Below are 17610 nucleotides of genomic sequence, written 5' to 3'. Positions count from 1 at the left end.
CTACGATTACTTTTCCGTCCCGGACTGAGGCGGCAGTTCCCTGGCGAAGTCGCCGATGTCGGCCCAGGGATCGCCGGATGTGGCCAGAAGGCCTGGCAGCGAAGAATAGTTCAAATCCCCCGGAGCGTCGATAGCTTCGAGATCGGACCAACTGAGCGGCGTCGAGGCCGGCAGGTTGGTACGGGCGCGCAGCGAATAGGGTGCGGCCCAGGTATGGCTGCGCGCATTGCGGTGGAAGTCGATGAAGATGCGCCTTACGCGATTGCCCTTGCCCATGGTGGTGGTGAAGGTCTCCGGCGCGGTCGCCGCCAGGCGGGCGGCGATCGCGCTTGCCGCCTGGTGGAACTTCTTCCAGTTAAACTTCGGTCTGACCGGCAGGACGACATGGAGGCCGTTGCCGCCCGAGGTCTTGACGAAGGGGACGAGGCCGACCGCCTCGAGTTCGGCCTTGATGTGAATGGCCGCTTCGACCACTACCCGCCAGGCGACACCTTCGCCGGGGTCGAGGTCGAAGACCATGCGATCGGGCTTGTCGAGCAGCATGCGCGTCGTACCCCAATTGTGGAATTCGACGACGCCGAACTGCGCCAGCGCCAGATAGGATTTCGCATCCTCGACGGAAAGATAAGTTCTGGTTTCGCCGTCCGAGTTGGCGGTTTGGAAGGTCGCGACCGAAGGCGGCATGCCGGTGAAGGGGTGGCGCTGAAAGAAGCAGTCCGCCGTTTTTCCCGTCGGGCAGCGCACCAGAGAGACGGGTCGGCCGAGGATGTGCGGCAGCATGAAATCGCCGATCATGGCGTAGTAGACGGCGAGGTCGAGCTTGGTCGGGCCGGACTTGCCGAACAGGCGCCGGGTCGGATTGGTGATCGAGATGCTGGCCAGGTCCGCGTCGGAGATCAGCCGTTTTTGCCGCGGTGAAACTGGCGTCGAGAGGTCGACGTCACGGAGGCCCCGGAACACCGCATGGCGCAGAATATTGTCGGCTGTTCGATTCCCGTAGTGAATGCGCGCCCTCAATACCGGTCGGACCCAGATGATCTCCTTCGGAGCACCCTCGAGCTTCGCCGCACCTGCCCTCAGCGGCTCCAGCCGCGCCAGCAATTGTTTCAGCGTTTCGGCGTCAAAGCCGGTTCCGACCTTGCCGCGATATTGCAGTTCGCCGTCGACCCATTCGCCGAGCGCGAGCGCGGCAAGGCCTTCGGCGGCTTCCGACATGGTATAGCCGGCGATGACGAAATCTTCCGCCTTCAGCGCCTTGGTCTTGGTCCAGGTCTTGGAGCGGCCGCTCTGGTAGGGCGCCGAGGCGCGTTTGGAAATGACACCCTCGAGCCCCAGTTCCGAGGCCTGCTGGTAAAAGGCGCGCCCGTCGCCGATGACGTGATCGCTCAACTGGATGGCGGAGCGGCTCGACAGTTGCGCCGCGAGCACCTGCTTGAGCAGAGCCTTGCGCTTCTCGAGCGGGACAGCGGCGAGGTTCCAGCCGTCGAGATGCAGAAGATCGAAGGCATAGAACACCAGCCGGTTGCCTGCGCCGGCGGAAAGCGCCTCCTGAAGGAGCGCAAAACGGCTGATGCCCTCCTCGTCGAGCACGACGATTTCGCCATCGATGACGGCTTCGGGGCACGACAGCCGGCGAAACGCCTCCGGCAGATCACCGTAGCGTCGCGTCCAGTCGAGGCCGCCGCGGGTGATGAGGCGCACCTCGCCGCTGGATAAGTGCGCCATCGTGCGGTAGCCATCGAACTTGATCTCATGCAGCCACACCTCGCGCCCGGGGGCACTGTCCGGCGGTGCGGCGGTTGGCATTGCGAGTTGCGGTTCGATGCGTGTCGGCATCGGTGCCTTCGTCGCGCCGGGAAGAGCGCCCGGCTTGAGCTTCACCGTCTTGGCGGCTGGCGTCGGCTTTTCAACGAGCTCCTCGATCCGCCGCCCCGATTTGACGCTTTCCGGCCGGGCGGCAAGAATATCGATGGAGGGATCGGCGGCCGGATCGCGTTCCTTGAAGAGAAGCCAGTTGCGATCGTCCTCTTCGCCGGGCCTCGCCTTCAGCCGCGTCAGCATCCAGCCGCCGTTGAGCTTTTCGCCGGCCAGGCGAAACTTGAAAGCGCCCTTGCGCAGGCTCTCCTCGACATCGTCCATCGGCGCCCACACACCGGTGTCCCAGACGATCATCGGCCCGGCGCCATATTGGCCCTCCGGAATGACGCCTTCGAAGTCGATATAGTCAATCGGATGGTCCTCGGTCTCGACCGCCAGGCGCTTGTCGGCCGGGTTGAGCGAGGGGCCCTTGGGGACCGCCCAGCTCTTCAGCACGCCGCCGACTTCGAGCCTCAGATCGTAATGGTCTGCAGTCGCATGATGCTTGTGCACGACGAAACGGTTGCCGCCGCCGGCCGGGCGCCCGGCCGGCTCCGGCGTCTTCGAAAAATCGCGCTTCTTGCGGTAGGCCTCAAGCTTCGACGTCGCCATGCGACCAAGCTATGGCTTATCCATCGAACCCGCAATATCGGCTGACGCGAGCCGCAACGAAGTGCCCCGGCTCGCGTGGCTCAGCTCAAGCGCACCGACCCGGCGTGCCGAGCGCCATATGGCGGTTGACGTCCTTGTAGAGCAGATAACGGAACTTGCCCGGACCGCCGGCATAGCAGGCCTGCGGGCAGAAGGCCCTGAGCCACATATAGTCGCCGGCTTCGACCTCGACCCAATCGGCGTTGAGGCGGTAGACCGCCTTGCCCTCGAGAACGTAGAGGCCGTGTTCCATCACATGGGTCTCCATGAAGGGAATGACGCCGCCCGGCTCGAAAGTGACGATCGTCACATGCATGTCGTGGCGCATGTCGGACGGATCGACGAAGCGGGTCGTCGCCCAGCGGCCGTCCGTATCGGGCATCGGCGTCGGGGTGATTTCACGTTCGTTGGTGACGATCGGTTCGGGGAGAGGGATTCCATCGACCTTTTCGTAGGCTTTGCGGAACCAGTGGAATCGGGCCGGCGTGGAACCGTCATTGTGGAGGCTCCAGTCGGCGCCGGGCGGGATGAAGGCGTAGCCGCCGGGCTGCATCCGGTGGGTCTCACCGCCGATCGTCAGCCGGAACTCGCCGTCGACCACGAACAACACGGCTTCTGCGCGCGGATCGCTTTCAGGTTGGTCGCTTCCCCCAGAAGGCCCGACCTCCATGATGTATTGCGAGAATGTTTCGGCGAAGCCTGACAGAGGACGCGAGAGGACCCACAGACGGGTATTCGTCCAATGCGGCAGGTAGCTGGTGACGATGTCGCGCATCACCCCCTTCGGAATGATCGCATAGGCTTCGGTGAACACCGCCCGATCCGTCAGCAGGTTCGTTTGCGGCGGATGCCCGCCTTCGGGGAAATAGTAGTTGCTCTTCATCTTTCTCGCCTATCGGGGTGGCTGGTGAGCCGGGCTCTGCCGATCCCGGCGGTGGTAAATCGCTGTGGCGCCGTTTGTCGGCAGGCCAGGGGGTTTTACTAGCGCTCCTCCGGTCTGTGCCCGCCGATGGCGTGCGTCAACGCGTCGGCTGTCCGGCGGACGACAGGCCCGATGATCGTGAGCTTGGCGTCGTCGATGCGGACCGTGGGGCCGGAGATCGAGATGCCGCCGATCGCCTCGCCATATTCGTTGAAGACGGGCGCCGCGATGCAGCGCATGCCAAGCGTATGCTCCTCGTCGTCGATCGACCAGCCGCGAAAGCGGGTCTCCGTGATATCGGCGAGGAGCGCCGGGAGCGTATCGAGTGTGCGCTCGGTGAAGTGCGCAAGCGTTCTGCCGTTAAGTGCCTTGGCGATCTCGGTGTCCGACCATGTGGCGAGGATCGCCTTGCCGATACCGGATGCATGGATCGGCCCGCGGCGGCCGGGGCGGAAGAAGGCGCGCATCGGCGCGTGGCTCTCGACCTGGGATATGAAAACCACGTCGCCGTCGTCCTCGATGCCGATATTGGCCGTCTCGCCGCTCTTCTCCATCAGTTGCTTCAGGAAGGGCCGGCTGATCGTGCCGAGCTTGCGGAAGCGCAGGAAAGCATTGCCGATCTCGAAGGCCTTGACGCCGACGGTCCAGGTGCCGGTGTCGCCGTCGTTCGTCACCATGCCGTGACTGGCAAGCGAACTGAGCAGCCGGTGCACCGTCGAGGGCGCCATGCCGGTCCGCTCCGAGAGAGAAGTCAGGGTCGAGCCGTCACCCTCGGCGACGATGGCAAGCAGCGACAGGCTCCGGTCCAGAACCTGGACGGAGGAGGGGGCGGCATTCTCTGCCGCCTTGCGCCCGCGCTTGCCTTTGACTGTCGACTCCATCAGTCCGACTCCAAATCGCTTCTCATCATCATGCTCTATCGCGATTGCGTCTGATTTTCTCATATTTGTTGAAGATGTTTATTTCCACATGATGGGAATGATTTCCATAAATTTGTTGATCGCCGCGGCATATGGGTTAGCATCCCACTCAACAGGAGGAGTTCCCATGGCCAAGATGCGTGCTGTCGATGCAGCGGTTCATGTTCTGGAAAAGGAGGGGATCGATTGTGCCTTCGGGGTCCCGGGGGCGGCGATCAATCCGCTCTATTCGGCGCTCAAAGCGCGCGGATCGATCCGCCATATTCTCGCCCGTCACGTCGAAGGCGCCTCCCACATGGCCGAGGGCTACACGCGGGCAAAGCACGGCAATATCGGCGTCTGCATTGGCACGTCCGGCCCGGCCGGCACCGACATGATTACCGGCCTCTACTCGGCCTCGGCCGATTCGATCCCGATCCTCTGCATCACGGGACAGGCGCCGCGGGCGCGTCTCGACAAGGAGGATTTCCAGGCAGTCGACATCGCCAAGATCGCGGCGCCCGTCGCCAAGTGGGCGGTCACGGTCATGGAGCCGGCGCTCGTTCCCTTCGTCTTCCAGAAGGCGTTCCATCTGATGCGCTCCGGCCGTCCCGGTCCGGTTCTGATCGACCTGCCGGTCGACGTCCAGCTTGCCGAGATCGAGTTCGATCCGGAGACCTATGAGCCGCTCGCGCCCTACAAGCCGGCCGCGACGCGCGTCCAGGCCGAAAAAGCGCTTGCCATGCTGAACGCGGCGGAACGGCCGCTGATCGTCGCCGGCGGCGGCATCATCAATGCGGATGCGTCGGACCTCCTCACCGAATTTGCCGAGATCACCGGCGTTCCGGTCATCCCGACGCTGATGGGTTGGGGCGCGATCCCCGACGACCACCCGTTGATGGCCGGCATGTGCGGTCTGCAGACCTCGCATCGCTACGGCAACGCGACGCTGCTTGCCTCGGATTTCGTCTTCGGCATTGGCAACCGCTGGGCCAACCGCCACACCGGTAACGTCCCGATCTATACGGAAGGACGCAAGTTTATCCATGTCGATATCGAGCCGACGCAGATCGGCCGCGTCTTCGCGCCGGATTTCGGCATCGTCTCGGATGCAGGCGCCGCCCTCAAACTCTTCCTCGACGTTGCGACCGAATGGAAGACTGCCGGCAAGTTGCGAGACTGGTCTGCCTGGGCGGCCGAATGCCGCGAACGCAAGCGCACCATGCTGCGCAAGACCCATTACGACCAGACGCCACTGAAGCCCCAGCGCGTCTACGAGGAGATGAACAAGGCCTTCGGCCGTAACACCTGCTACGTCTCGACCATCGGCTTGAGCCAGATCGCCGGGGCGCAGTTCCTGCATGTCTACAGACCGCGCAATTGGATCAACTGCGGTCAGGCGGGTCCGCTCGGCTGGACGCTGCCGGCAGCGCTCGGCGTCCGCGCCGCGGACCCAAACCGCCCGATCGTCGCGCTTTCGGGCGACTACGATTTCCAGTTTCTGATCGAGGAACTCGCGGTCGGGGCGCAGCACAAGCTCCCCTACCTGCATGTCGTCGTCAACAACTCCTATCTCGGCCTGATCCGTCAGGCCCAGCGCGGCTTCGACATGGATTTCGAGGTAAGCCTCGCCTTCGACAACATCAATGCCAACGGCGACGCCGAGAAGGGTTACGGCGTCGATCACGTGGCCGTCGCCGAAGGCCTCGGCTGCAAGGCGATCCGCGTCAGGAACCCCAATGAGTTCGCCGATGCCTTCGAACGGGCGCAGGCGCTGATGGAGGAACACCAGGTGCCGGTCGTCATCGAATTCATCCTCGAGCGCGTCACCAACATCGCCATGGGCGCCGACATCAATGCGGTCGTCGAGTTCGAGGAGCTTGCCGAACGCGGCGAGGACGCGCCGACCGCAATCGCCGCCCTGCTCGATTGAAACCATCAACAGCAGGATGAGGGAGGTCTTCCGGCCGCATCCTGCTTCCCCTTCCAGAGGAGTAACCGCATGCCGAGATTTGCGGCAAACCTGACCATGCTGTTCAATGAGGCGCCGTTCCTCGACCGCTTCGCACTTGCCGCCAAGGCTGGCTTCGAAGGCGTGGAATATCTGTTTCCCTATGAATTCGAGAAAATAGCCTTGCGCAGCGCTCTCGATCGCTACGGACTGACGCAGGTTCTTCACAACCTTCCCGCCGGCGACTGGGCGCGCGGCGAACGCGGCATCGCCATCCTGCCGGATCGGATCGACGAATTCCGCAGGGGTGTCGCAACCGCCATCGATTATGCGATGGCGCTCGATTGCAAGCAGGTCAATTGCCTCGTCGGCATCGCGCCGGACGGAGTGCCGGACCGCGTGCTGCGCACGACCCTTGTTGCCAATCTGAGGCTCGCGGCGAGCGAACTCGGCAAGCATGGCATCCGCCTGCTGATCGAACCGATCAACCGCTTCGACATTCCCGGCTTTTATCTCAATACGGTTGGGCAGGCGGCCGCGATCATCGAGGAGGTCGGCAGCGATAACCTGTTCATACAGTGCGACCTTTACCACCAGCAGCGGACCGAGGGCGAACTGATCGGCACCTATAAGCGCTATTCGGACCGGATTGCGCATGTCCAGCTCGCCGACAATCCGGGCCGCAACGAGCCGGGCACCGGCGAGATTAACTACCCCTTCGTTTTCGATGCGCTGGAAGCCGCCGGCTACGAGGGCTGGATCGGTTGCGAATACAAGCCGCGCACGACCACGACGGAGGGGCTCGGCTGGCTCGGGGCCGAGCGCAAGCGCAACCGATCCGCAGACATCATCAAGATCAGGAGCTAAGCAAAAATGGCATCTATCGGCTTTATCGGACTGGGCATCATGGGCACGCCGATGGCGCGCCACCTGCAGGATGCAGGCCACACCATCATCACGTCGAAATTCGCGATCCCGCCGCGTCAGGAACTGCTTGATCATGGCCTACAGTTCGCCGAAACGCCGAAGGCGCTCGCCGAAACCGTCGACACGATCATCCTGATGCTGCCGGACACGCCGGAAGTGAAGGATGTTCTCTTCGGCGAGAACGGCGTTTCCTATGGCCTCGGCAAGGGCAAGCTGGTCATCGACATGAGCTCGATTTCGCCGATCGAGACGAAGGAGTTCGCCAGGCGGATCCGCGAAACCGGGGCGGAATATATAGACGCGCCGGTTTCGGGCGGTGAGGTCGGTGCCAAGAATGCTACGCTCAGCATCATGGCCGGCGGCACGCCGGACTCCTTCGAGCGCGCCTTGCCGCTGTTCAAGCTGATGGGCAAGAACATCACCCTCGTCGGCGATTGCGGGGACGGCCAGGTCACCAAGGTTGCCAACCAGATCATCGTCGCGCTGACAATCGAGGCGGTTTCCGAGGCGCTGGTCTTCGCCTCCAAGGCGGGCGCCGACCCGGCCCGCGTCCGCGAGGCGTTGATGGGCGGCTTTGCCTCTTCGCGGATTCTCGAGGTTCACGGCGATCGGATGATTAAGCGGACCTTCGAGCCGGGCTTCCGCATCTCGCTGCACCAGAAGGATCTGAACCTGGCGCTGCAGGGGGCGAAGAGCCTTGGCATCTCGCTGCCGAACACGGCGGCGACGCAGGAGCTCTTCAACAACTGCGCCGCCAATGGCGACAGCGGCCTCGACCATTCGGGTCTGGTTCGGGCGCTTGAGCGCATGGCGAACCACGAGGTCGCCTGAACTACAGCGCGGCGCTGTAACACGTTGAATCTAGGCATCGTGCTTTCCGAAAATCGATGCCGATTTCGGGCGCTGCGCTGGAGCGGGATGAGGAAAGTGTGTGCGGTTTTCCGCCCGCACCCCGCTCCATGCTTTAGAATCGCGCATGATCGGCCCGGCGGGCGTCCCCATCCACTGCGGCAATCATGCATCCGGGCGGCGGAAGGAGGAGCCGCCGCCCGGGCATTTGCGAACAGGAGGAAAAATGGCCGTCATCGCCGATCCGCGTCAATTCCTGGAATCGTTGTTCGCTTCGGCGGTCGCCGCCGCCGATCCGGCGCGCGTTCTTGCGGCCAATCTGCCGCAACGGCCTAGGGGCCGCACCGTGGTCATTGGCGCCGGAAAGGGTGCTGCACAGATGGCGCAGGCCTTCGAGGCACTGTGGCAAGGGCCGTTCAGCGGCGCCGTCGTAACGCGCTACGGTTTCGGTGTTCCTTGCAGACACATCGACGTGCTCGAAGCCTCGCACCCCTTGCCGGATGAAAGCGGGCTCCAGGCCTCGAAACGACTGCTTTCCGAGGTCGGCGGCCTGACGAAGGACGACCTCGTCGTGGCGCTGATCTGCGGCGGCGGTTCGGCGCTGCTGCCGCTGCCGCCGCCAGGGCTCTCGCTCGAGGACGAAATTGCCGTCAACCGCGCCTTGCTGGCTTCGGGCGCGCCGATCCGGGCGATGAATGCCGTGCGCAAGCACGTCTCGGTGATCAAGGGCGGGCGGCTGGCCGCTGCCGCTTACCCCGCGCGGGTCGTATCGCTCGTCGTCTCCGACATAACCGGCGACGATCCGGCATTGGTGGCCTCCGGTCCGACGATCGCCGACAACAGTACGCGTGCCGATGCGTTGAAAATCATCGAGCGCTACCGCTTGGCGCTGCCGGAACGCGTTCACACATGGCTGGCGGGTGAAGCGGCGGATGCACCAAGGCCTGACGATCCGCGTTTTGCCCGAAACGAGGTTCGGCTGATCGCCTCGGCCGGCGTCTCGTTGGAGGCGGCCGTGACCCAAGCGCGTGCCTCAGGCGTCGAGGCAATTATTCTTTCGGATTCGATCGAGGGCGAGGCCCGTGATGTCGGGCTGGTGCATGCGGCGATTGCGCGCGAGGTGGCGACCCGCAGCCGTCCCTTCGAAAAGCCGGTTGTCCTGCTCTCCGGCGGCGAAACCACCGTGACGGTGAGAGGCGCCGGCCGAGGCGGTCGCAACAGCGAGTTCCTGCTGTCGCTCTCTCTCGGCATTGACGGCGTCGGCGGCATTTCGGCGCTGGCGGCCGACACCGACGGGATCGATGGCTCGGAGGACAATGCCGGCGCTTTCGCCGACGCCACGACGATCGCCCGGCTGTTTCAGCAGCGGATCGATGCGGCGGCGTTGCTTCAGCGCAACGACAGCTGGTCGGCCTTCGATGCGCTCGGCGACCTCTTCAAGCCCGGGCCGACCGGCACCAACATCAACGACTTTCGGGCGATGCTGATCCAATGAGCGCGGCCGGGAGCAAACGACAACAAACGGGAGGAAATGCGATGAAATCCCTGCCGATCCGGCCCCTGTCGCGGGCCGAATTCGCCCCCTTCGGCGACGTGATCGAAGTCGACGAGGCAAAGAGCTTCCCCATCAATGCGGGCAAATGCATCCGCTACCACGATCTCGCAACGGTCGAGACGACCGGCCCGGAGGCGCGCGCCCTGATCAGCCTGCTGCGCGGCGAGCCTTACGAGATTCCGCTGCCGCTCAGGATGGTGGAGCGCCACCCCCTTGGCAGCCAGGCCTTCGTGCCGCTGACGGAGAACGCCTTTCTTGTCGTGGTCGCTCCGGATGAGGGAGGCAGGCCGGGCGAACCAATCGCTTTCGAGACGGCGTCCGGCCAGGGCGTCAACATCGCCCGCAACGTCTGGCACGGCATTCTGACGCCGCTCTACGGCGTCTCCGATTTCGTCGTCGTCGACCGCGGCGGCGAAGGTTGCAATCTGGAGGAGCATTTCTTCGATACGCCCTATCGGGTCGAGTACGCGTGACGGACATTGTCGCCTGCGCCCTTGTTGCGGGGCCATCAAGCTCTTAGGTTCGGGCGATCGAGTCCGTGATCCATTGAGCAATGCTGCAGACGGCCAGAACAATGTGGGGAGAAACCGGGTGGGGCATTCCGACCTCGGTCGCCCTGCATCTGGCGCTGGCCTTCCTGCTTCTCGTTCGGCTGCCGGAGCATGCGCCGCCTGCAAAAGAGCAAAGCATCAATGTCGAGCTTGTTCCGCCGCCGAAGCCTGAGGAAAAGCCACAGGAAAAATCGAACCAGCCAAGGCCTCAGTCATCCCGGGCGCAGCCACAGGTATTCGAATCCGCTTCGTCTGAGGTTGACAAGGAAAAGCCGCCGCAGCCGCAATTGCCGCCCACCGCGCCAAGCAGGATCGAGAGGCCCAAGACACCGGCTGAGCAGGCAAGTGCTCCCTCTGCCAGGAAGGACAACGCCGACAAGCCATCCGAAACTAGAACGGCATTGGCTGAGTTGCGCGTCGAAGCCAAGGACGCGGTAAACAAGTCGGACGAGGCTGCTCCAGCGCGTCAAGGAGCGCCTGTTCTCAGCGAGAAGCCGCTGCCGGAAGAAGCGAAGGCGGATGCGGCGCAAAAGCCGGCAGAGACCGCCTCCGAGCGCCAGTCGAGCAATCTGGTCGAGGCGAAGGAAATCTATTCCAAGGATGCCCTGTCGGACCCCCGCGTCAAACAGGCGATGGGACGGCTGCCGCCGAAGAGGCGGATCGTGCAGCTTTGCACCATCGAGGCGCTCGAACAGGTGCGCCGAGAGAGACCTGATGCCTTTCCGGACATGCTTGTCCCGTTTGGACCGATCGGCGGTATGGTTTCGGCTTCGGGTCTCAATGCCAGCGGCGGCGCCTTCCGCAGCCGGGGAAAATGGTACACGATCGACTTCAAATGCGAGGTCAACTCGGAGACGACGTCGGTCGCCTCCTTCAGCTTTGCGATCGGTAAGGCGATTCCCAGGGGCGAGTGGAGCACGCGCCAGCTGCCGAAGGAGTGAGAGCGCGGTGCGTCTTTCAGATAATGGCGAAATGAGCTTGACGGATTCCTTCCACCCGCACCCATCTACCACAGATCATACACACAGGATTCCTGTGACGAGCACAGGAATGAGGATCGAGGAAGGCCTGCCGGGTGGTTGCGGGCCTCAGCGCATCATCGCCAGCGCCGTGGCGAAGAAGTCGTCGCCGCCGAAATTGCCGGACTTCAGCGCCAGCAGCATGTCGCCCTGGGCATTGCCGACGGTGCGAAGAACCGGCACGCCGGGAGCGATCTCGGGGCCGATCAGGAAGGCGGGGATGGCGAGCCTGTCGACCGTTGCGCCGGAGGTCTCGCCGCCGGCGACGACGAGGCGCTTGACGCCGCGCGCCACCAGTTCGCTGGCGACGGTTGCCGTTGCGGTTTCGATCGCGTGGCCGGACGCTTCGCGCCCATAATGCGCTTGCAGGCGTGAGACCACATCGGGCGAGGCGCTTGCGGCAATGACAATCGGGCCTGCGGAAATCCGCTCGCCGGCCCAGGCGATCGCCGCGGAAATTTCGTCGGACCCTCTGAGCAGCTTCTCCGTGTCGAGCCGCAGCACCGGCATGGAGCGTTCGGCAATCTCGAGCTGCCGCAGCGTTGCTGCCGAGCAGCTGCCGGCGACAATGGCGGCAAGTCCCCCGACGGGGCGCACGGCATCCGTCGTGGCTGTGCCTGCCGAAGAAGCGCGACCGGAGCGCACGATGGCGCGGGCGAGGCCGAGCCCGAGGCCGGAAGCGCCGGTCGATACGGGCGTCCGCAGCGCCACCTCGCCGAGCGTTTCGAGGTCGCGCTCAGAGATCGCGTCGGCGATCGATGCGGCAATCCCCTCGGCGTGCAGGGCATCGAGCCGGGCCGTTACGGCGGCGGGGCCGGCCATGATCGTCGCCAGGTCGACGAGGCCGATCTTGCCCTGAGACTGCCGGCCCATGACGCGAACCAGATTGGCGTCATGCATCGGATTGAGCGGATGGTCCTTGAGGGGGCTTTCGTCGAGCGGCTGTCCGTTGACGAAAAGATGGCCGAGATAGACGGTCCGGCCGGTTTCCGGAAAGGCCGGGGTGACGAGCGCGATGCCGCCGCCCGCGGCTTTCGCCAGCGCCTCGGTCACCGGGCCGATATTGCCCTCATCGGTGGAATCGAAGGTCGAGCAGATCTTGTAGAGAACATGGGCGGCGCCGCGGTCGCGCAGCCACCGTTCCGCCCTGCTTGCCGCAGCGACAGCCTCGTCGGCGGCAACAGAGCGGATCTTCAGCGAGACGACCACTGCGTCGACGTCGGGCAGGGCGAGCGCCGGATCGGGAATGCCGACCGTCTGCACCGTGCGCAGGCCGTTCTTCGTCAACGTATTGGCGAGGTCGGAGGCGCCCGTGTAGTCGTCGGCGATCGATCCCAAAAGGATTGTCATTGGTCAGCTCCGTGCAAAGGGTTTGAACCAGGCAAGGCCGTCGAGCGTTCCGCCGCGCGGGGTGTATTCGCAGCCGACGAAGCCGGTGTAGCCGAGCCGGTCGATCTCGGCGAAGAGATAGGGGTAGTTCAGCTCTTCGCCGTCCGGCTCCTGCCGCGACGGCACGCTGGCGATCTGGATGTGGCCGGTGATCGGTATGAGACGTCGGAGCGCCATCGCGACATCGCCATGGATGATCTGGCGATGGTAGATGTCGAACTGGAGCTTCAGGTTGGCGAGGTTCAGCTCGGTGATCAACCGTTCGGCGGCGCCGAAGTCGTTGAGGAAATAGCCGGGCATGTTGCGGCCGTTAATCGGTTCGAGCAGCAGGTCGAGATCTTTCTCAGCGAGGCGCTCGGCGGCGTAGATCACGGAACGCTGATAGCAGGCTACGGCCTCCTCGTCTGAGGGATCTGCGAGACCCGCCATCAGATGCAGCCGCTTGACGCCCGTCGCTGCCGCATAGTCGAGTGCGCGCTCGACATCGACTTTCAGCGCCTCGAAGCGGCCGAGAAGGGCGGCGATGCCGCGCTCGCCCGCCGCCCAGTCGCCGGGCGGCAGGTTGAAGAGTGCCTGCTCAAGCTTGTTGCGAGTCAACCGTTCGGCGATCGCCTCCGGGGGTGCCTCGTAGGGGAAGAGATATTCGACGGCCGTAAAACCCGCTTCCGCGGCGGCGTCGAAGCGGTCTAGGAACGACCACTCGTTGAACATCATCGTCAGATTGGCGGCGAAAACGGGCATGTCGAACGTCCTTTATCCCTTGTCCATGCCGGGCAGCTTGGCGCCGGAAAGCTGGGCGTAGAGCCGCGCAAGCGAGGAATCGTCGTCGCGCCCCATGCCGGCGCCGGAAGCGGCGAGATACATTTGCAGGGCGGCCGCCACCAGCGGCACCGGGTAGCGCTCGGCGCGCGCCATGTCCTGGACGATGCCGAGGTCCTTGACGAAGATCTCGATGGCGCTGAGCGGCGTGTAGTCGCCGGCGAGCACATGCGAGACGCGGTTCTCGAACATCCAGGAATTGCCGGCCGAGGCGGTGATCACCTCGTAGACCTTGTCGAGGTCGAGGCCCTGCTTGGCGGCAAAGGTGATGGCTTCGCAGGCGGCTGCGATATGCACGCCGGCCAGAAGCTGGTTGATCATCTTGAAGGCCGCGCCGGTACCCGCAGCGTCTCCCAACTCGTAGACCTTGGCGGCCATTGCGTCGAGCGCGGGGCGGGCTGCAGCGAAGGCTTGCGGCGAGCCCGACGCCATGATCGTCAGCTCGCCCTTCGCGGCGCGGGCGGCGCCGCCGGAGATCGGCGCATCGAGATAGTGCAAGCCGAGCGCTTCGAGCTGCTCCGCCAGGCGGCGTGCAATTGCCGGATCCATGGTCGCCGACGAGACGAAGACCGCGCCGGGCTTCATGGCCGCGGCGATGCCGTCTGCGCCGAACAGGACGGCCTCGGTCTGGGCGGCATTCACGACCACCGAAACGACAATATCGGCATCGGCCACGGTTTCGCGCAGCGTATTCGCACCGCGGCCGCCTTTGGCGGCGAAGCGCTCGACCGCTGCCGCAGCAATGTCGTAGCCGACGACATCGAGGCCGGCGCGCTTCATGGACTGGGCCATTCCGAAGCCCATCGATCCGAGACCGATCACCGCCGCGGTGACGCGTTCGGGACTTTCAGCATGCGATGACATGAATAGACTCTCCATCCCTGATGTGGCAGGCGGGCACCGCCGGACCGAATCCGGCGGCGCGGTTGGAGCTTACCGGTTCACGGTCTTTGCGGGAACCGCCAGCACAGCCAGCGAACCGATGACCAGCGCCGCGGCAAGGAGATACATGCCGGCGCTGTTGCTGCCGGTGAAGTCCTTGAGATAGCCGACCAGGAATGGCCCGAGGAAACCGGCGAGATTGCCGACCGAGTTGATCCAGGCGATGCCGGCCGCTGCTCCGGTGCCGGCGAGAAATGCCGTCGGCAGGGACCAGAAAAGCGGTGCGCAGCTGATGGCACCGGCTGCAGCCAGCGACAGGCAGACGATCGCGAGCGTGGTGCTCGTCGCCGTCGTCGCCGCGACGAACCCGCCGGCGGCGATGAGGGCCGGAACGACGAGGTGCCAGCGCCGTTCGCGCAACCGGTCGGACGAGCGCCCGAGCGCCAGCATGGCGATGAAGGTGCAGATATAGGGGATGGCGGATATCAGGCCGATGTTCAGGTTTCCGGTGACGCCGGTAGCCTTGACGAGCGTCGGCATCCAGAAATTTAGGCCGTATTGTCCGAGCACGAAGCAAAAATAGATGAGGCACATCAGCCAGACGCGGCGGTCGGTCAGCGTGCCGGCGATGCTGTGTGGGCTCGACAATTTGGTCCGGTTCTCGGCGTCGATATTGGCGCTCAGCACCTTCTTCTCTTCCTTCGTCAGCCACTTGGCGTGGCCGATGGCGTCATCGAGATAGAAGAACGTGGCGACACCGAAAACGACCGCAGGAATGGCCTCGATCAGGAACATCCACTGCCAGCCGGAAAGGCCGTGCGTTCCGTGGAAACTGTCCATCAGCAGGCCGGAAAGGGGATTACCGAAGATGGAGGATATCGGGATCGCCGACATGAAGGTGGTGATGATTTTGGCGCGACGATGCGCCGGATACCAGGTCGTCAGGTAGAGAATGATCCCAGGGAAAAACCCTGCTTCGGCGACACCCAGCAGGAAGCGCAGGATGTAGAACACGGTTTCCGAGGTGGTGAACATGAAGGCAGCGGAGATGACGCCCCAGGTGATCATGATGCGGGCGATCCAGACCCGGGCGCCGACCCTGTTGAGGATGACGTTGCTCGGCACCTCGAACAGGAAATAGCCGATGAAGAAGATACCGGCACCGATGCCGTAGGCCGCTTCCGAAAGGCCGAGCTCGCTCGACATCTGCAGTTTCGCGAAGCCGACATTGACGCGATCGAGATAGGCGACCACGTAGCAGAGCATGAGGAAAGGGATGATGCGCCAAAAGACCTTGCTATAGGCGCGGTCCTCCACCGATCGAGCTGCATAGGCGCCGTCGATCGGCGCCTGGGTTTCCAGGGTCATGATTTTCCTCCTCCAGTAGTTTCGCCGGCGCCTCCCCTAGGCAATCCGACGATACGGCGCCAAGGATTGGCAGCGCTGCCACTTTTCCCTAGCGCAATTTGGCAGCGCTGCCAAGTTAAAAATGGTAGCGCTGCCAAAACAAATGGCGTATCTGAAAAAGACAAGGCGGTCCGTCAGCGATGAGGAGCGATGGGGCGGCCGCAGCGGGAGAGTGGAGTCGGACGTGGATTTCGATTTCAAGCACAGCACGGTCACGCTTGCCGAGGTCGCCGCGGCCGCCGGCGTAGGCGAAAGCACGGTTTCGCGCGTCCTCAGAAACGAGGGTTCGTTTTCGCGCAAGGCGAGGGAGCGCGTGATGGAGGCCGTCGAGCGGCTCGGCTATGTGCCGAACCGGATTGCCGGAACGCTTGCTTCCGCCGGATCGCGGCTCGTCGCCTTCGTCATTCCGTCGCTCTCCAACATCGTCTTCCCCGACGTGCTGCGCGGGGCAAGCGGCGTCTTGGAGGCGAACCGGCATCAGGCCGTTTTTTCGGTGACCGACTACGATCCGCAGCGCGAGGAGGGGCTTGTCGCCGCCATGCTCGCCTGGCGACCGACGGCAGTGATGCTCGCTGGCTTCGAACATTCGGAAGGGACGCTGAAGATGCTGCGCGCCAGCGGCTGCCGGGTGGCCGAAGTGCTCGATGTCGACGGCACGGCCGTCGATCTGGCAGTCGGCTTTTCCAATCGTGCAGCGGGGTGCGCCAGTGCCGAATTCCTGCTGAAGCGGGGCTATCGCCGCATCGGCTATGTCGGCCATGACCTCGAACGCGATACCCGCGCCGGCAAGCGCTTCGCCGCCTTCTGCGAAAAGCTCGCCTCTTCCGGCACGCCGCTGGTCGGGCGGGAAATCTGTTCGGGTGCGTCGTCGGTGGAGAGCGGACGGCTGGGCCTGGAGCGGCTGCTCGCCCGGCACGCCGATCTCGATGCCGTCTATTTTTCGAACGACGACATGGCGCTCGGCGGCTACTTCCATTGCCTGGCGCGCGGCATCGCGATTCCTTCGCAACTGGCGATCTTCGGCTATAACGGCCTCGATATCGGAAGGGTGACGCCGCAGCCGCTCTCGACCATTCGCACGCCCCGTGTCCGGACGGGGCAGTTGGCGGCCGAGCTTGTCGTTGCCAACGCGCCACCCCAGGTGGTCGATCTCGGCTTCGAGCTGGTCGAAGGCGCAACCGCCTAAATTGAAAGGATCTGCCCCATGTCCGAGAGCCGCCTGCGCGAGGAAATCTGCCGTTACGGGCGATCGCTGTTCGAGCGCGGGCTGACGCCTGGCTCCTCCGGCAATATCTCGCTGAGGCTCGACGATGGCGGCTGGCTGGTGACGCCCACCAACGCCTCGCTCGGCTTTCTCGACCCGGCCCGCATCTCGCGGCTCGATCCCGAGGGTAGGCTCGTCTCCGGCGACAAGCCGACGAAGGAGATACCGCTCCATACGGCCCTCTACGAGTCGCGCAGCAGCGCCCGCGCGATCGTCCATCTCCATTCGACCCACGCGGTTGCGCTCACCATGCTGCCGGAGATCGATCCGCGCGCCGCGCTGCCGCCGATGACCCCTTACTACCTCATGCGCGCCGGCGAAACGGCGCTGGTGCCCTACTACCGTCCCGGCGATCCGGCGGTCGCCGACGCGATCCGCGGCCTTGCCGGCAAGTATTCCTCCGTGCTGCTCGCCAATCACGGCCCGGTCGTCGCCGGCGACAGCCTCGAAGCGGCGGTCTTCGCCACCGAGGAACTTGAGGAGACGGCGAAGCTCTATCTGCTGCTGCGCAACCTCAACCCGCGTTATCTTAGCCCGGACCAGGTGACCGACCTCGCCAAGACCTTCGGTCTCGATCTTCCGTCCCTCCATGATCACGAAGGGCATGACCACGGCTGAGCTTGCGCCTGCCAACGTCGGTGAATGTCGGTAGGAAACACGAAAACTGC

Annotated in this window: 15 protein-coding genes; 8 read left to right on the top strand and 7 right to left on the bottom strand. The window is 64.2% G+C overall.

Annotation, left to right across the window (positions count from 1 at the left end; all coding sequences use genetic code 11):
* Positions 1-6 precede the first annotated feature (6 nt).
* The 3 genes from ligD to CO664_RS13785 form a co-directional block, all read right to left on the bottom strand.
* Positions 7-2469 (bottom strand): DNA ligase D, encoded by a 2463-nt coding sequence (gene ligD, locus CO664_RS13795; protein WP_097539071.1) that lies wholly within the window; start codon positions 2467-2469, stop codon positions 7-9.
* Positions 2470-2554: 85 nt separating this feature from the next.
* Entirely contained in the window at positions 2555-3391 is an 837-nt protein-coding gene (locus CO664_RS13790) for a bifunctional allantoicase/(S)-ureidoglycine aminohydrolase (RefSeq protein WP_097525813.1), read from the bottom strand.
* Between the two features lie 98 nt (positions 3392-3489).
* A complete protein-coding gene (locus CO664_RS13785; protein ID WP_097539070.1) occupies positions 3490-4311 on the bottom strand; it encodes an IclR family transcriptional regulator in 822 nt (273 codons plus the stop codon).
* Positions 4312-4477: 166 nt separating this feature from the next.
* Here CO664_RS13785 and gcl point away from each other — a divergent pair, with 166 nt between their 5' ends.
* From gcl to CO664_RS13755, 6 genes are all read left to right on the top strand, one after another.
* Entirely contained in the window at positions 4478-6262 is a 1785-nt protein-coding gene (gene gcl / locus CO664_RS13780; protein ID WP_037419090.1) for a glyoxylate carboligase, read from the top strand.
* Positions 6263-6331: 69 nt separating this feature from the next.
* Entirely contained in the window at positions 6332-7147 is an 816-nt protein-coding gene (gene hyi / locus CO664_RS13775; protein WP_097539069.1) for a hydroxypyruvate isomerase, read from the top strand.
* Between the two features lie 6 nt (positions 7148-7153).
* A complete protein-coding gene (locus tag CO664_RS13770) occupies positions 7154-8038 on the top strand; it encodes a 2-hydroxy-3-oxopropionate reductase (RefSeq protein ID WP_037419094.1) in 885 nt (294 codons plus the stop codon).
* A gap of 244 nt (positions 8039-8282) precedes the next feature.
* Positions 8283-9551, top strand: a complete 1269-nt coding sequence (locus tag CO664_RS13765; protein WP_097539068.1) for a glycerate kinase — start codon at positions 8283-8285, stop codon at positions 9549-9551.
* Between the two features lie 41 nt (positions 9552-9592).
* Positions 9593-10084 carry an ureidoglycolate lyase gene (locus CO664_RS13760; RefSeq protein WP_097525817.1) on the top strand — a complete coding sequence of 164 codons (492 nt, stop codon included), beginning with the start codon at positions 9593-9595 and terminating at the stop codon, positions 10082-10084.
* Positions 10085-10185: 101 nt separating this feature from the next.
* Positions 10186-11103, top strand: a complete 918-nt coding sequence (locus CO664_RS13755) for a DUF930 domain-containing protein (RefSeq protein WP_234820253.1) — start codon at positions 10186-10188, stop codon at positions 11101-11103.
* Between the two features lie 147 nt (positions 11104-11250).
* Here CO664_RS13755 and otnK read toward each other — a convergent pair whose 3' ends face one another.
* From otnK to CO664_RS13735, 4 genes are all read right to left on the bottom strand, one after another.
* Positions 11251-12531: a 3-oxo-tetronate kinase gene (otnK, locus tag CO664_RS13750; protein WP_097539067.1), complete on the bottom strand. Its 1281-nt coding sequence runs from the start codon at positions 12529-12531 to the stop codon at positions 11251-11253.
* Between the two features lie 3 nt (positions 12532-12534).
* Positions 12535-13311 carry a 2-oxo-tetronate isomerase gene (otnI, locus tag CO664_RS13745; RefSeq protein ID WP_097539066.1) on the bottom strand — a complete coding sequence of 259 codons (777 nt, stop codon included), beginning with the start codon at positions 13309-13311 and terminating at the stop codon, positions 12535-12537.
* A gap of 12 nt (positions 13312-13323) precedes the next feature.
* Positions 13324-14253: an L-threonate dehydrogenase gene (gene ltnD / locus CO664_RS13740; protein WP_097525821.1), complete on the bottom strand. Its 930-nt coding sequence runs from the start codon at positions 14251-14253 to the stop codon at positions 13324-13326.
* A 69-nt stretch (positions 14254-14322) separates the two neighbouring features.
* Entirely contained in the window at positions 14323-15639 is a 1317-nt protein-coding gene (locus CO664_RS13735; RefSeq protein WP_097539065.1) for an MFS transporter, read from the bottom strand.
* Positions 15640-15862: 223 nt separating this feature from the next.
* Here CO664_RS13735 and CO664_RS13730 point away from each other — a divergent pair, with 223 nt between their 5' ends.
* On the top strand, positions 15863-16864 hold the full coding sequence (locus CO664_RS13730; protein WP_097525823.1) for a LacI family DNA-binding transcriptional regulator: 1002 nt from the start codon (positions 15863-15865) through the stop codon (positions 16862-16864).
* Positions 16865-16882: 18 nt separating this feature from the next.
* The gene (locus tag CO664_RS13725; RefSeq protein WP_097525824.1) at positions 16883-17560 is read left to right on the top strand and encodes an aldolase; all 678 of its coding nucleotides are present in this window, start codon (positions 16883-16885) and stop codon (positions 17558-17560) included.
* Positions 17561-17610 lie beyond the last annotated feature (50 nt).

The sequence above is a fragment of the Sinorhizobium sp. NG07B genome (assembly GCF_002532005.1).
Taxonomy (GTDB): domain Bacteria; phylum Pseudomonadota; class Alphaproteobacteria; order Rhizobiales; family Rhizobiaceae; genus Sinorhizobium; species Sinorhizobium fredii_C.
The sequence above is the reverse complement of the archived record's forward strand: the minus strand, read 5'-3'. Positions and strand labels throughout refer to the sequence as shown.